Origin of the sequence: Pseudomonas sp. DTU12.1 (assembly GCF_009873475.1) — a bacterium.
GTDB lineage: Bacteria > Pseudomonadota > Gammaproteobacteria > Pseudomonadales > Pseudomonadaceae > Aquipseudomonas > Aquipseudomonas proteolytica.
In genome coordinates, this window is record NZ_CP045254.1 from 844,388 (window position 1) to 858,746 (window position 14,359).

General features: G+C 63.0%; 14 protein-coding genes. 1 reads left to right on the forward strand and 13 read right to left on the reverse strand.

From position 1 onward, the window contains the following. Positions 1 to 68 precede the first annotated feature (68 nt). Positions 69 to 1,337 carry an Hsp70 family protein gene (locus tag GDV60_RS03660; protein ID WP_159906321.1) on the reverse strand — a complete coding sequence of 423 codons (1,269 nt, stop codon included), beginning with the start codon at positions 1,335 to 1,337 and terminating at the stop codon, positions 69 to 71. 272 nt (positions 1,338 to 1,609) lie between these two features. Here GDV60_RS03660 and cbpA point away from each other — a divergent pair, with 272 nt between their 5' ends. After that, positions 1,610 to 2,554 carry a curved DNA-binding protein gene (cbpA, locus tag GDV60_RS03665; protein WP_092233116.1) on the forward strand — a complete coding sequence of 315 codons (945 nt, stop codon included), beginning with the start codon at positions 1,610 to 1,612 and terminating at the stop codon, positions 2,552 to 2,554. A 250-nt stretch (positions 2,555 to 2,804) separates the two neighbouring features. On the opposite strand, the gene GDV60_RS03670 is transcribed toward cbpA, so the two are convergent. From GDV60_RS03670 to urtA, 12 genes are all read right to left on the reverse strand, one after another. After that, positions 2,805 to 3,932: a sensor histidine kinase KdpD gene (locus GDV60_RS03670; RefSeq protein ID WP_070994281.1), complete on the reverse strand. Its 1,128-nt coding sequence runs from the start codon at positions 3,930 to 3,932 to the stop codon at positions 2,805 to 2,807. Positions 3,933 to 4,027: 95 nt separating this feature from the next. After that, positions 4,028 to 5,728: an urease subunit alpha gene (ureC, locus tag GDV60_RS03675; RefSeq protein WP_029297750.1), complete on the reverse strand. Its 1,701-nt coding sequence runs from the start codon at positions 5,726 to 5,728 to the stop codon at positions 4,028 to 4,030. Between the two features lie 111 nt (positions 5,729 to 5,839). Beyond that, positions 5,840 to 6,145 carry an urease subunit beta gene (locus GDV60_RS03680; RefSeq protein ID WP_159906323.1) on the reverse strand — a complete coding sequence of 102 codons (306 nt, stop codon included), beginning with the start codon at positions 6,143 to 6,145 and terminating at the stop codon, positions 5,840 to 5,842. Then, positions 6,142 to 6,675 (reverse strand): GNAT family N-acetyltransferase, encoded by a 534-nt coding sequence (locus GDV60_RS03685; RefSeq protein ID WP_029297748.1) that lies wholly within the window; start codon positions 6,673 to 6,675, stop codon positions 6,142 to 6,144. The genes GDV60_RS03680 and GDV60_RS03685 overlap by 4 nt, the downstream gene beginning before the upstream one ends. 5 nt (positions 6,676 to 6,680) lie before the next feature. Further along, on the reverse strand, positions 6,681 to 7,211 hold the full coding sequence (locus GDV60_RS03690; RefSeq protein ID WP_029297747.1) for a GNAT family N-acetyltransferase: 531 nt from the start codon (positions 7,209 to 7,211) through the stop codon (positions 6,681 to 6,683). A 9-nt stretch (positions 7,212 to 7,220) separates the two neighbouring features. Further along, positions 7,221 to 7,523, reverse strand: a complete 303-nt coding sequence (locus GDV60_RS03695; protein WP_032862374.1) for an urease subunit gamma — start codon at positions 7,521 to 7,523, stop codon at positions 7,221 to 7,223. An 89-nt stretch (positions 7,524 to 7,612) separates the two neighbouring features. Next, a complete protein-coding gene (locus GDV60_RS03700) occupies positions 7,613 to 8,452 on the reverse strand; it encodes an urease accessory protein UreD (RefSeq protein WP_159906325.1) in 840 nt (279 codons plus the stop codon). A 30-nt stretch (positions 8,453 to 8,482) separates the two neighbouring features. Then, the gene (gene urtE, locus GDV60_RS03705) at positions 8,483 to 9,181 is read right to left on the reverse strand and encodes an urea ABC transporter ATP-binding subunit UrtE (protein ID WP_029297740.1); all 699 of its coding nucleotides are present in this window, start codon (positions 9,179 to 9,181) and stop codon (positions 8,483 to 8,485) included. Between the two features lie 157 nt (positions 9,182 to 9,338). Beyond that, on the reverse strand, positions 9,339 to 10,199 hold the full coding sequence (urtD, locus tag GDV60_RS03710) for an urea ABC transporter ATP-binding protein UrtD (protein ID WP_133713901.1): 861 nt from the start codon (positions 10,197 to 10,199) through the stop codon (positions 9,339 to 9,341). Next, positions 10,196 to 11,275, reverse strand: coding sequence for an urea ABC transporter permease subunit UrtC (gene urtC / locus GDV60_RS03715; RefSeq protein ID WP_070994285.1), 1,080 nt, complete (start codon positions 11,273 to 11,275; stop codon positions 10,196 to 10,198). The genes urtD and urtC overlap by 4 nt, the downstream gene beginning before the upstream one ends. Next, on the reverse strand, positions 11,275 to 12,777 hold the full coding sequence (urtB, locus tag GDV60_RS03720; RefSeq protein WP_159906327.1) for an urea ABC transporter permease subunit UrtB: 1,503 nt from the start codon (positions 12,775 to 12,777) through the stop codon (positions 11,275 to 11,277). Before urtB ends, urtC begins: the two co-directional genes overlap by 1 nt. Positions 12,778 to 12,873: 96 nt before the next feature. Next, positions 12,874 to 14,139, reverse strand: a complete 1,266-nt coding sequence (gene urtA, locus GDV60_RS03725) for an urea ABC transporter substrate-binding protein (protein ID WP_029297732.1) — start codon at positions 14,137 to 14,139, stop codon at positions 12,874 to 12,876. Between the last annotated feature and the right edge of the window lie 220 nt (positions 14,140 to 14,359).

Genomic DNA, 14,359 nt, shown 5'->3' on the forward strand with positions numbered 1-14,359 from the left:
GGCGGAACTCGATCTAAATGTGGGAGCGGGCTTGCTCGCGAAGGCCGCACCACGGTCTTAACTAAAGATCAGTAGCCGTAACGCTTACTGGCCTCAATCGCCAACCCGCTACCAATGCTGCCGAAGATATTGCCTTCTACATGTTGGGCATTGGGCAGCATCGCCGAAATGCTCTGACGCAGGGCCGGGATGCCGCTGGAGCCGCCGGTGAAGAACACCGTGTCGACCTGGGCCACGTCTACCGAGGCGTCGTCGAGCAGTTGGGTCACGCTGTTGCGCACTCGCTCCAGCAGGTTGTCGATGGAGGACTCGAACAGGGCGCGGCTCAGTTCCACGCTCAGGCCTGGTTCTACCCGGTCCAGCGGTACATGGCGGCTGTCGTCGTGGGTGAGGTGGATCTTGGTTTCTTCCACCTCCATCGCCAGCCAGTGCCCGGCGCGCTGTTCGATCAGCTTGAACAGGCGGTCGATGCCACCGGTGTCCTCGATGTCGTAGCGCATGCTGCCCAATGCAATCTGGGATTTTTGCGAGTACACCGAGTTGATGGTGTGCCAGGTGGCCAGGTTCATATGGTGGCTGGTGGGCATGTAGGCGCCGCTTTTCATACGGCTGCCGTAGCCGAACAGCGGCATCATGCCTTGCAGACTCAGTTGTTTGTCGAAGTCGGTCCCGCCGATATGCACGCCGCCGGTGGCGAGGATGTCGTCGTGGCGGTTGTCGTGCTTGCGTCGCTCGGGCGACAGGCGCACCAGGGAGAAGTCGGACGTACCGCCGCCGATGTCGACAATCAGTACCAACTCTTCTTTTTCAATGGTGGACTCGTAGTCGAAGGCTGCGGCAATCGGCTCGTACTGGAACGAGACTTCCTTGAAACCGAGCTTGCGGGCCACGTCCACCAGGGTGTCTTCGGCCTCTTTGTCGGCCATCGGGTCGTCGTCGACGAAAAATACCGGGCGGCCCAGCACCACTTCCTCGAACTCACGGCCGGCGGCGGCTTCGGCGCGGCTCTTGAGCTGGCCGATAAACAGGCCCAGCAGGTCCTTGAACGGCATGGCCGTGCCCAGCACGCTGGTGTCGTGCTTGATCAGCTTGGAGCCCAAAAGGCTCTTGAGCGAGCGCATCAGGCGGCCTTCGTAGCCTTCCAGGTACTCGTGCAGCGCCAGGCGGCCATAGACCGGGCGGCGTTCTTCGAAGTTGAAGAACACCACTGACGGCAGGGTGATCTTGTCGTCCTCCAGCGCGATAAGCGTTTCCATGCCGGGACGGATCCAGCCGACAGTGGAGTTGGACGTGCCGAAGTCGATGCCGCAGGCACGGGCTGGGGAGGTGTTGTTCATGTCTAACAGGTTCCGGTTAAAAAACGGCCGCGCAGTGTATGTCACTCGCGTGCAGATGCGTAGGCCGACTATCCGCTAAATACAGCAGACTTGTTACCTTGAAAGGTCGGCTCTTTGCCCCCAACTCCTGTGCATACGGTTGGTGGCTGTCGAAAGGATCAAGTTTGTCCTGCAAGCCGCCGATAATTTTCTGACGCACCTCGAATCGCCCCGCAATGCCCCGGCAGGCAGGGCGCGACTGTGCGATCTCGATAACGGATGGTGATGCCCCCATGGATTTCAAAGACTATTACAAGATTCTTGGTGTCGAGCCGACGGCCGACGACAAGACAATCAAGGCCGCTTATCGCAAGCTGGCGCGTAAGTATCATCCCGACGTCAGCAAGGAAAAGGACGCGGAAGCGAAGTTCAAGGACGCCTCGGAAGCCTATGAAGCGTTGAAAAGCGCAGACAAACGCGCCGAATACGACGAGTTGCGCCGCTATGGCCAGCACGGTCAGCCCTTCCAGGGGCCGCCAGGCTGGCAGAGCCGTGGCGGGTTTGGCGGTGGCCAGGATACGGGCGAGTTTTCGGACTTCTTCAGCTCGATCTTCGGCTCGCGCGGCAATGGCTTTGGCGGTGCCCAAGGGCGCAGCCCCGGCCGTCGCGGCCAGGATGTGGAGATGGAGTTGCCGGTGTTCCTGGAAGAGACCCTGTCTACCGAGTCCAAGGCGATCAGCTTCCAGGTTCCGCAATACGATGCGTCGGGCCGGCATGTCAGCAACACCACCAAGAGCCTGAATGTAAAAATCCCGGCCGGTGTGGCCGATGGCGAGCGCATCCGCCTCAAGGGCCAGGGCGCGCCGGGGATTGGCGGTGGGGCCAATGGCGACCTGTACCTGATCATCAAGTTTGCGCCGCATCCCAAGTTCGAAGTCGACGGCGAAAACCTGATCATCAACCTGCCCCTGGCCCCCTGGGAGCTGGCGTTGGGCGCGGAAGTCGCGGTGCCGACGTTGACCGGCAAGATCAACCTCAAGGTCCCGGCCGGCAGCCAGAATGGCCAGCGCATGCGGGCCAAGGGCCATGGCTTGCTGAACAAGGCCGGGCAACGCGGCTATCTGTTTGTGCAGCTCAAGGCCGTGATGCCCAAAAGCAGCGACGAAGAGGTCAAGGCGTTGTGGCAGGAGCTGGCGAAAAAGGCCGATTTTGATCCGCGGGAAAACTGGGGTCGCTAAGGGGGGAGCGGGCTTGCTGTGACCAGGGGGCTTGTTGTGGCAAGCGGGCCCGTTGTGATGAGTGGGCTTGTTGTGGCGAGCGGGCTTGCCCCGCGCTGGGGTGCGAAGCAGCCCTATCCCCTGCCGCTGAGGTGTATCTGGAAGAATGCAGTGACTTTATTGGGGCTGCTTCGCACCCCAGCGCGGGGCAAGCCCGCTCGCCACGACAAGCCGGCTCATCACAACAGGCCCACTAGTCACAACAATCGCACTAGCACCGTCGCGGCAGCACCACGGTGAATGTGGTGCCTTCGGCCTCGCTGGAGGTCACTTCAATCGTGCCCTGATGGGCCAGCACCACTTCCTTGACGATAAACAGCCCCAGCCCGAGGCTGGTCGAGGTGTTGCCCAGTTCTTCAGTGGCGCTGCGTACCAGCGGGTCGAAGACGGTGCCCAGCGCCGCCTGGGGAATCGGGATGCCGTAGTTGTGCACGCTCAGTTCCACGGTGTCGGGCGTGCCCTTGAGGTTCAGGGTCACGGCCTGGCTGTTGAGGCCGTGCTGCAACGCGTTGCCAATCAGGTTCTGCAGCAGTTGATCGATTCGCCCACGATCCCACTGCCCCTGGGTGTCGTCCTCGACATGCAAATGGGCCTGGCAATCCGGGCGACCAGCGCATGCTTCGTCGATGGCGGCCTGCGCGGCGTCAGCCAGGTTCATCGGCTTGGGTTCGATCGGCAGGCTGCTGCCCAGCCGGCTGCGCACAAACTCCAATAGATCGCGGACCATTGCCCCCATATGCCGGGCGCCATTTTTGATATTGCCCACCAGGCTCAAGCCTTGGCTGTCCAGCGCGACTTTGCGCAACAACATCTCGGTGGACATGTTCACCGCCTGCAACGGTGCGCGCAGGTCGTGGCCGAGGATGGCGAGGAAAATATCCCGCGAGCGATTGACCTGCTCGGCGTAGGCCGCGGTGGATTCGGCCAGGGCTTCGTCGATGGCCTCATTGAAGCGGATCATGTCCTGGAAGTACGTCATGTCCGGCACCTCGAGGCTATCGACCCACAGCCGGATCACACAGGCCCGCAGGTGGCGGAACTCGGAGGTCATCTGCACCAGGTCAAAACCCACGGTATGACGTAGCTCGCCATGGCTGGCGGCGGCTTCGTCCAGGCTTGGGGTTTTCTCCGGGCCTTCGCCCTTGGCCTTGGCCGCTTGTTCGTCGGCGCTCTGGCGGGTGTTCATGTCCCGTGCGGCGGCCAGCAGGATCGAGTGCGCGTGGTCGCGCAGTTGCGTGCGGTTCAGGGTGTCGGCGGCCGGGGTCAATGTTTCGGCAAACTGCTCCCATTCATCGACGATCCGCTCGGCATGCAACACGATGAATTCGGATAGGCCCATAGCCAGGTTCCCAAGTGCAAGACAGTAAAGAGGCGCATCGTAGCGCCTTACGCCTCTTCGCTTCACTGGCACACAGGGTTAATGCCGATGAACGGTCAGAATAGAAAGTAACGCTGGGCCATCGGCAACACATCCGCCGGTTCGCACCACAGCAATACACCGTCGGCCTTGACCTGATAGGTCTGCGGATCGACCTCGATCTGCGGCAGGTAGTCGTTGTGGATCAGGTCGGTTTTCTGCACCTGGCGGCAGCCCTTGACCACCCCGATCTGCTTCTTCAGGCCCAGGGCTTGCGGCAGGCCCTCGGCCAGTGCCGCCTGGCTGATAAACGTCAGGCTGGTGGCGTGCAGCGCGCTGCCGAAGCTGGCGAACATCGGCCGGTAGTGGACCGGCTGCGGCGTAGGAATCGAGCCGTTGATATCGCCCATCAGGCTTGAAGCAATCGCCCCGCCCTTGAGAATCAACGTGGGCTTGATCCCGAAGAACGCCGGGCGCCACAGCACCAGGTCGGCCCACTTGCCCACCTCGATCGAGCCCACTTCATGGCTGATGCCATGGGTGATCGCCGGGTTGATGGTGTACTTGGCGATGTAGCGCTTGGCACGGAAGTTATCGTTGCCTGCTCCGTCCCCCGGCAGCGGCCCGCGCTGTTTTTTCATTTTGTCGGCGGTTTGCCAGGTGCGCATGATCACCTCGCCCACGCGGCCCATGGCCTGGCTGTCGGAGCTGATCATCGAGAAGGCGCCAAGGTCATGCAGGATATCTTCGGCGGCGATGGTTTCGCGGCGGATGCGGCTTTCGGCGAAGGCCACGTCTTCGGCAATGCTCGGGTCCAGGTGATGGCAGACCATCAACATGTCCAGGTGCTCGTCGATGGTATTGCGGGTGAATGGCCGGGTCGGGTTGGTGGAGCTGGGCAGCACGTTGGGGAAACCGCAGGCCTTGATGATATCCGGCGCATGCCCGCCGCCGGCCCCTTCGGTGTGGTAGGTGTGGATGGTGCGCCCCTTGAGCGCGGCGAGGGTGGTTTCGACAAAACCGGACTCGTTGAGGGTGTCGCTGTGGATCGCCACCTGCACATCGTATTCGTCGGCCACGCTCAGGCAGTTGTCGATGCTCGCCGGGGTGGTGCCCCAGTCTTCATGCAGCTTCAAGCCAATCGCCCCGGCCTTGACCTGTTCGATCAACGGCTCAGGCAGGCTGGCGTTGCCCTTGCCGGTAAAGCCAATGTTCATCGGGAACGCATCGCTGGCCTGCAGCATGCGCGCCAGGTGCCACGGGCCCGAGGTGCAGGTGGTGGCGTTGGTGCCGGTGGCCGGCCCGGTGCCGCCGCCGATCATGGTGGTGACGCCACTGGTCAGCGCCTCTTCGATCTGCTGCGGGCAGATGAAGTGCACATGGGTGTCGATGCCGCCGGCGGTGAGGATCATGCCTTCGCCGGCAATCACTTCGGTGCTGGCGCCGATGGCCAGGGTCACGCCCGGCTGGATATCCGGGTTGCCGGCCTTGCCGATCCCGGCGATACGCCCGTTCTTCAGGCCAACGTCGGCCTTGACGATGCCCCAGTGATCGATGATCAGCGCGTTGGTGATCACCGTGTCGACCACGTCGGCGGCCAGCAGTTGGCTCTGGCCCTGGCCGTCGCGGATAACTTTGCCGCCGCCGAACTTCACTTCTTCGCCGTAGGTGGTGAAGTCCTGTTCCACTTCAATCCACAGCTCGGTATCGGCCAGGCGGACCTTGTCGCCGACGGTGGGGCCGAACATGTCGGCGTAGGCTTGGCGGCTGATTTTCATAGGGGTGTCCTGAAGAATTTGTGTTGAATGTGAATCCGCTATCGCAGGCAAGCCAGCTCCCACATTTGAAATGCACTCCCATGTGGGAGCTGGCTTGCCTGCGATGCGGCCCTACAGGTCGCCCATGATGCGTCCGGCAAACCCGAACACCCGGCGCAACCCCGCCAGCTCCACCAACTCCACCTCGCGGCTCTGCCCCGGCTCAAAGCGCACCGCCGTGCCCGCCGGGATGTTCAGGCGCATGCCGCGGCTCAGGGCGCGATCGAAGGTCAGCGCGTCGTTGGTCTCGAAAAAATGGTAATGGGAGCCGACCTGGATCGGCCGGTCGCCGCTGTTGGCCACGCTCAGGGTGACAGTGCGCCGGCCCACGTTGAGTTCGATTTCACCAGGCTGGATCTGATATTCACCAGGAATCATGCAGGTTGCCCCAGGGTCTTGTAGTAGATGGCGGTCGGGCTGTAGCGCCCGTCCGGGCTTTGGCAGTAGTCCGGCAGTTCGCCGATCTTGGTGTAGCGCAGCGCCTGGTAGAAAGCTTCGGCGGGGGAGCCGGCTTCGGTGTCCAGGTACAGCAGGCCGCGCTTGTGCTGGCGCGCGCACAGCTCCAGGGCGCTCATCAATTGCTGGCCGAGGCCGTGGCGCCGGGCGTCATTGCGCACCAGCAGCTTTTGCACCTCGGCGCGGTTGAGGCCGTTGGCTTTCTGGCACAGCGCCAGTTGTACGCTGGCCAGCACCTGTTCATCGCGCACCACCACCCACAGCAGCAGGCTGGCGTCCTCGATACCAGCCTGTACGCCGTCGAAATAGTCCCGTGCCTGAGCCGCGTCGAGGTCGGCCATGAAGCCCACCGATGCGCCGTGCTGCACGGCGTCCAGCAACAGCTCAATCAAACCCTGGCGGTAATGGGCAAAGCTTTCGGTGTTCACTCGACGCAGTTGGGCGGCGCTCATTGCTGTTACTCCTTGTGAACCGCCGGCGGCTGGGCGCCAGGGTTGAGCATCAGTTGCATAAAGGTCAGGTCCAGCCAGCGGCCGAACTTGGTGCCCACCTGGGCCATTTGCCCGGTGATGCCAAAGCCCAGGCGCTCATGCAGGCGGATCGAAGCCTGGTTGCCGCTTTCGATGGCGGCGACCATCACGTGTTTGTCGCAGGCCCTGGCGCGTTCGATCAGGGCCTGCATCAGCAGGGGGCCGAGGCCTTTGCCGCGCTGGTCATTGCGCACATACACCGAATGCTCGACGGTATGGCGAAAGCCGTCGAAGGGCCGCCAGTCACCGAACGAGGCGTAGCCGACCACGTGCTCGGCCTCCACCGCCACCAGGATCGGATAGAACTGCGCCTGGCGCGCACTGAACCAGGCCTGGCGATTGCCCAGGTCCACCGGTTGGTCGTTCCAGATCGCCGTGGTGTTGAGCACGGCATCGTTGTAGATATCGCGGATCGCCGGCAGGTCGCCGTGCACCGCGTCACGAATCAGCAAGGACATGGCCGGGCCTCAGGCGATGGGTTGGTGGACGGTCACCAGCTTGGTGCCGTCGGGGAAGGTGGCTTCGACCTGGATATCCGGGATCATCTCCGGGATGCCTTCCATCACTTGCTCGCGACTGAGCAGGGTGGTGCCAAAGTGCATCAGGTCGGCCACCGTGCGCCCGTCGCGCGCGCCCTCGAGCAGGGCGGCGGAGATGTAGGCGATGGTTTCCGGGTAGTTAAGCTTCACCCCGCGCGCCAGGCGGCGTTCGGCCACCAGGCCTGCGGTGAAGATCAGCAGTTTGTCTTTTTCCCGTGGGGTCAGGTCCATGGTCAGCAATCCGTCATAAAAAGCATTCTAAAAAACACCGAAAATCCAATGTGGGAGCTCCCACACAAGTTCAGTTCCACCTTGAATGTTCAGGTGTTCCAAATTCTTGGGGGCACAGCTTCACGCCCCAGCAATGCCGGGCGCAACAGCCGCCACAGATCAATCAACCAGCCCCGCGCCAGTAACGTCTCGCTGGCCAGGCAGCGCGCCACCAGCAAACCCGGCAGTTGGGTCAGGTCGCCACGCACTGCATGCGGCAGCGCACGGCATTGTTCAAGCAGTTCGGTATCGATTTCCCCGCTCACCAGCAACGTGGCAAACACCGGCTGCCCATCCAGGCCAATCGGCGAGTCGAGCAGGCCGTCGTCGCCGACGATGCGTTGGCGCTCATGCCACAGCAACTGGCCGTCGCGGCGGATATCCAGGTGCGACTGAAAGTGGCCCCGGTCGAAACGCTCGCCACTGGCCGGGCGCCCTAGCGCCACCACGTCCCAGTAGAACAGCCGGGCGTTGCCTTCGAGGTTGATACGCGTGCTGAGTTCGGCCTGGGCGGCGCTGAACACGATGGTTTCCTGGGGCAGCCACTCCAGGGTGGCGCCGGCCTCGACCGTCAATACCACTTGCTGGTAGGCGGGCCCGCTGGCGCGATACCACTTGGCGGCGCCGGGGCTGGTCAATTGCGCCCACGCGCCCTCAGCCAGATGGGCGGTGATATCCAGGCGATCCCCACCGGCAATCCCGCCCGGGGGGTGCACGATGATGTGCTGGCACACCTCGGGGCCTTCGGCATACAGGTGTTTTTGCACCCGCAGTGGGCCAAGGTGGCGGCGCAGCACCGGGCGCGTGGTTGCGCCGAATCGCGCATAGCCCAACTCCAGCGCGGCGTGCCAGCTGGGGGTGAACAGGGCGGTGGGGGCAGGCACAGTCATGGTTTGGGCTTATCGACAAGACGCTACAGATTAGATGGTAACCAGGCCGCGTACACCCTCGGCCTCCATATTTTCACCACGGCCTTGCTGGACGATTTCCCCGCGGGACATCACCAGGTATTGATCGGCCAGTTCGGCGGCGAAGTCGTAGAACTGCTCCACCAGCAAAATCGCCATGTCGCCGCGCTCGGCGAGTTTCTTGATCACCGCACCGATCTCCTTGATCACCGAGGGCTGGATGCCTTCGGTGGGCTCGTCGAGGATCAGCAGGCGTGGGCGGCTGGCCAGGGCGCGGCCGATGGCCAGTTGTTGCTGCTGGCCGCCAGACAGGTCGCCACCGCGCCGATGCTTCATTTGCAGCAGCACCGGGAACAGCTCGTAGATAAACGCCGGGACTTGCTTGGCTTCGCTGCCGGGAAAACGCGACAGGCCCATCAGCAGGTTTTCTTCCACCGTCAGCCGGCCGAAAATCTCCCGGCCCTGGGGCACGTAGGCAATGCCGGCGTGTACCCGCTGGTGTGGCTTGAAACCGGTGATGGCCTTGCCTTCCCAGTTCACCGCGCCTTCCTTGGCGGGCAACAGGCCCATCAGGCATTTGAGCAGGGTGGTCTTGCCCACGCCGTTACGGCCGAGCAGGCAGGTGACTTCACCGACTTTCACGTCAAAGGACAGGCCGCGCAGGATATGGCTGCCGCCGTAGTACTGGTGCAGTTTGTCGACTTGCAGCATGTTCAAACTCTCCTCAATTCCCTGTAGGAGCGAGCGTGCTCGCGAAAAACGCCAAGGCACCGCGGGCATTCAGGCTCGGCGCGTTATCGTTGACGATCTTCGTCGGAACGCCGCCCGGAGCCAAGCTCGCTCCTACAGAGAGCAATCCGCATCGGGTTCAGCGACCGAGGTACACCTCGATGACGCGCTCGTTTTCCTGCACCTGTTCCAGCGACCCTTCGGCCAGCACACTGCCCTGGTGCAACACCGTGACGTGGTCGGCAATCGAGCCGACAAAGCCCATGTCGTGTTCCACCACCATCAGCGAATGCTTGCCCGCCAGGCGCTTGAACAGCTCGGCGGTGAACTCGGTCTCGGCGTCGGTCATGCCGGCCACCGGCTCGTCGAGCAGCAGCAGCTGTGGGTCTTGCATCAGCAGCATGCCGATTTCCAGGAACTGCTTCTGGCCGTGGGACAGCAAGCCGGCGGGGCGTTGTGCCGACGCGCTAAGGCGGATGGTGTCCAGCACCTCTTCGATGCGGTCCTTCTGTTCCCCGCCAAGGCGTGCGCGCAGGCTGGCCCATACCGATTTGTCGGTCTTCTGCGCCAGCTCCAGGTTCTCGAACACGCTCAGGGCTTCGAACACCGTGGGCTTCTGGAACTTGCGGCCGATGCCGGCCTGGGCGATCTGCACTTCGCTCATGCGGGTCAGGTCCAGGGTTTCGCCGAACCAGGCCTTGCCGTGACTGGGGCGGGTCTTGCCGGTGATCACGTCCATCAGGGTGGTTTTGCCTGCGCCATTGGGGCCGATGATGCAACGCAGTTCGCCAACGCCGATGTACAGGTTCAAGTCATTGAGGGCCTTGAAGCCGTCGAAGCTGACGCTGATGTCTTCCAGGGTCAGGATCGTGCCGTGGCGGGTGTTCAGGCCTTTGCCGGCGGCCTGGCCGAGGCCGATGGCCTCGCGGCTGGTGCCCTGGTCGCGGTTCGGTTCGATGATCGGTTCGAGCATGAACTGGTCGGTTGCCGTGACTCTCATTGTTCGCCCCTTTTCTTCAACAGGCCGATGATGCCCTTGGGCAGGTACAGGGTGACGATGATGAACAGCGCCCCAAGGAAGAACAGCCAGTACTCCGGGAAGGCCACGGTGAACCAGCTCTTCATGCCGTTGACCACGCCGGCTCCCAGCAGCGGGCCGATCAGCGTGCCGCGCCCGCCCAGGGCGACCCACACGGCGGCTTCGATGGAGTTGGTCGGTGACATTTCGCTGGGGTTGATGATGCCCACCTGCGGCACGTACAGCGCCCCGGCCAGGCCGCACAGCACGGCGCTCAACACCCAGACAAACAGCTTGAAACCACGGGGGTCGTAGCCGCAGAACATCAGGCGGTTTTCTGCATCGCGCAGGGCCGTCAGCACGCGGCCGAACTTGCTCCGGGCCAGGCGCCAGCCGATAAACAGGCTGCCCACCAACAGCAGCACCGTGGCCAGGAACAGCACCGCACGGGTGCCGGGTTCGGTGATGCCAAAGCCCAGGATGCTGCGGAAGTTGGTAAAGCCGTTATTGCCGCCAAAGCCGGTCTCGTTGCGGAAAAACAACAGCATCCCGGCAAAGGTCAGGGCCTGGGTCATGATCGAGAAATACACGCCCTTGATCCGTGAGCGGAAGGCGAAGAAACCGAACACCAGCGCCAGCAAGCCCGGTGCCAATACCACCAGGCACAGGGCCCAGAGGAAGTGCTCGGTACCGAGCCAATACCACGGCAGTTCGGTCCACGACAGGAAGGTCATGAACGCCGGCAACTCGCTGCCGGCGGCCTGGCGCATCAGGTACATGCCCATCGCGTAACCGCCGAGGGCAAAGAACAGACCGTGGCCCAGGGACAACATGCCGGCGTAGCCCCACACCAGGTCCAGGGCCAGGGCGACGATGGCGTAGCAGAGGATCTTGCCCACCAGGGTCAGGGTGTAGGCCGAGACGTGGAATGCACTCTCTGCGGGCAACAGCGACAGCAGCGGCAACGCCAGCAGCACGGCGAGGATCACCGCGCCCACCGCAATCGTCACCTTGGGGCCGGCCTTTTGCGCGGCCGTGAGCATCAATGGCTGGTTCATCAGTCGATCACCCGTCCTTTCAGTGCGAAGAGTCCTTGCGGGCGTTTCTGGATAAACAGAATGATCAGCGCGAGGATCAGGATCTTGCCGAGCACGGCACCGATCTGCGGTTCAAGAATCTTGTTGGCAATCCCCAGGCCGAAGGCGGCCATGACACTGCCGGCCAGTTGGCCGACGCCGCCGAGTACCACCACCAGGAACGAGTCGATGATGTAGCTCTGGCCCAGGTCCGGGCCGACGTTGCCGATCTGGCTCAGGGCCACGCCACCTAAGCCAGCGATGCCCGAGCCGAGGCCAAAGGCGAGCATGTCCACGCGCCCGGTGGGCACGCCGCAGCAGGCGGCCATGTTGCGGTTCTGGGTCACGGCGCGCACGTTGAGGCCCAGGCGGGTCTTGTTCAGCAGCAGCCAGGTCAGCACCACCACGCACAGGGCAAAGCCGATGATGACGATGCGGTTGTACGGCAGCACCAGGTTGGGCAGCACCTGGATCCCGCCCGACAGCCAGGCCGGGTTGGCCACTTCGACGTTCTGTGCGCCGAACAGCAAGCGCACCAGTTGGATCAGCATCAGGCTGATGCCCCAGGTGGCCAGCAGGGTTTCCAGCGGCCGGCCGTAGAGATGACGGATCACCGTGCGCTCCAGCGCCATGCCGATGCCGGCGGTGACAAAAAACGCCACCGGCAGCGCGAGCAACGGGTAGAACTCGATGGCCTGGGGCACGTAGCGCTGCATCAGCAACTGCACCACATAGGTGGAGTAGGCACCGAGCATCAGCATCTCGCCGTGGGCCATATTGATCACGCCGAGCAGGCCGAAGGTGATCGCCAGGCCCAGGGCCGCCAGCAACAGGATCGAGCCCAGGGACATGCCGCTGAAGGCCTGGCCAAGCACCTCGCCCACCAGCAGCTTGCGCTTGACCTGGGCCAGGCTGGTTTCGGCGGCGGTGTGCACCCCGGCATCGGTTTCTACGCCAGGCGCCAGCAGCGCTTCCAGGCGCGTGCGGGCCAGTGGGTCGCCGGTGCTGCCCAGCAGACGCACGGCAGCCAGGCGCACGGCCGGGTCGGGGTCGACCAGCTGCAGGTTGGCCAGGGCCAGGCTCAGGGCGCTGTGTACCTCGTCATTGGTTTCGCTGGCGAGTTGCTGGTCGAGGAATTTCAGTTGCGCAGGTTGCGCGCTTTTTTGCAGGGTCTGGGCGGCGGCCAGGCGGACCTTGGGGTCGGCGGCGAGCAGTTGCTGGCTGGCCTGCACGTTGTTGATCAAGCCACGCAGGCGGTTGTTCAGGCGTACGGTCTTGGTTTCGCCGTTGACGCTGACTTGGCCTTGTTGCAAGGCGTTGACCAACTCGATGCGCGCCGGGTCGGGCTGGGCGGCCCAGTCTTGCAACAGTTTGGCCTGTCGCATGGGGTTGGCCGCGAGGAAGTCTTCGGCATCGCCTGCGTGTGCGGCCAGGGGCAGCAACAGCAGGCAGGCCAGGATGAAACGGTGGAGGGCAGTGGGCATAAACAAATGTCCTGGTCATGCACGGACTAGGTTTATGTGGGAGCGAGCAAGTCGAATCGTCGCACCGCCGCTCCCACATTTGATCTGTGTTGGGGCTTAGTTGCTCTTCACCGCGTGATCCGGCTTTTTGTCATTGCCAGGGATGTACGGGCTCCAAGGCTGGGCGCGGATCGGCCCTTCGGTCTGCCACACCACCGAGAACTGCCCGTCTGACTGGATCTCACCAATCATCACCGGCTTGTGCAGGTGGTGGTTGGTCTTGTCCATGGTCAGGGTGTAGCCCGACGGCGCGGCGAAGGTCTGGCCGCCCAGGGCTTCACGCACTTTGTCGACGTCGGTGGACTTGGCTTTTTCCACGGCCTGCGCCCACATGTGGATGCCGACGTAGGTGGCTTCCATCGGGTCGTTGGTCACGGCCTTGTCGGCGCCCGGCAGGTTTTTCGCCTTGGCATAGGCTTTCCAGTCGGCGACGAACTTGGCGTTGACCGGGTTCTCTACCGACTGGAAGTAGTTCCACGCCGCCAGGTTGCCCACCAGCGGCTTGGTGTCGATGCCGCGCAGTTCTTCTTCGCCGACCGAGAACGCCACCACCGGAACCTCGGTGGCTTTCAGGCCCTGGTTGGCCAGTTCCTTGTAGAACGGCACGTTGGAGTCGCCGTTGACCGTGGACACCACGGCCGTCTTGCCGCCCGCCGAGAACTTCTTGATGTTGGCGACGATGGTCTGGTAATCGCTATGGCCGAACGGGGTGTAGACCTCTTCGATGTCCTTGTCGGCCACGCCTTTGGAATGCAGGAACGCGCGCAGGATCTTATTGGTGGTGCGTGGGTACACGTAGTCGGTGCCCAGCAGGAAGAAGCGCTTGGCGCTGCCGCCTTCTTCGCTCATCAGGTACTCCACCGCCGGGATTGCCTGCTGGTTGGGCGCCGCACCGGTGTAGAACACGTTGGGCGACATTTCTTCACCTTCGTACTGCACCGGGTAGAACAGCAAGCCATTGAGTTCTTCGAACACCGGCAGCACCGATTTGCGCGACACCGAGGTCCAGCAACCAAACACCACCGCGACCTTGTCCTGGGTCAGCAACTGCCGGCCTTTCTCGGCAAACAGCGGCCAGTTGGACGCAGGGTCCACCACCACCGGCTCGAGCATCTTGCCGTTCACGCCACCCTTGGCGTTGATCTCGTCGATGGTCATCAGCGCCATGTCCTTGAGGGACGTTTCGGAGATGGCCATGGTTCCGGACAGCGAATGCAGGATGCCGACCTTGATGGTCTCGGCGGCCTGGACAGTCCAGGTCATGCCCATGGCGGCAATGGATGCCGACAGAGTGAAAGCCTTTATCAAGCTGCGACGCTTCATGGTGTGGTCTCCAGAACTCAATATTTTTAGGGGGCAGGTAGGGCGCTGAGGGAGCGTTTGCAAAGGCTGTGCCTACTGCGAGTGGCCCCTGGTTATGCGGGGAGTCAGGCGTCTGGATCGCGAGCTGTGCACCAAGTCAGGGCTTGTTTCAGGTGTTGGTGCAGGGCGCGCGCCTGAACGGGGCAGGGTGTGGATAACTATCTAGCGCCCTGGGGATGGC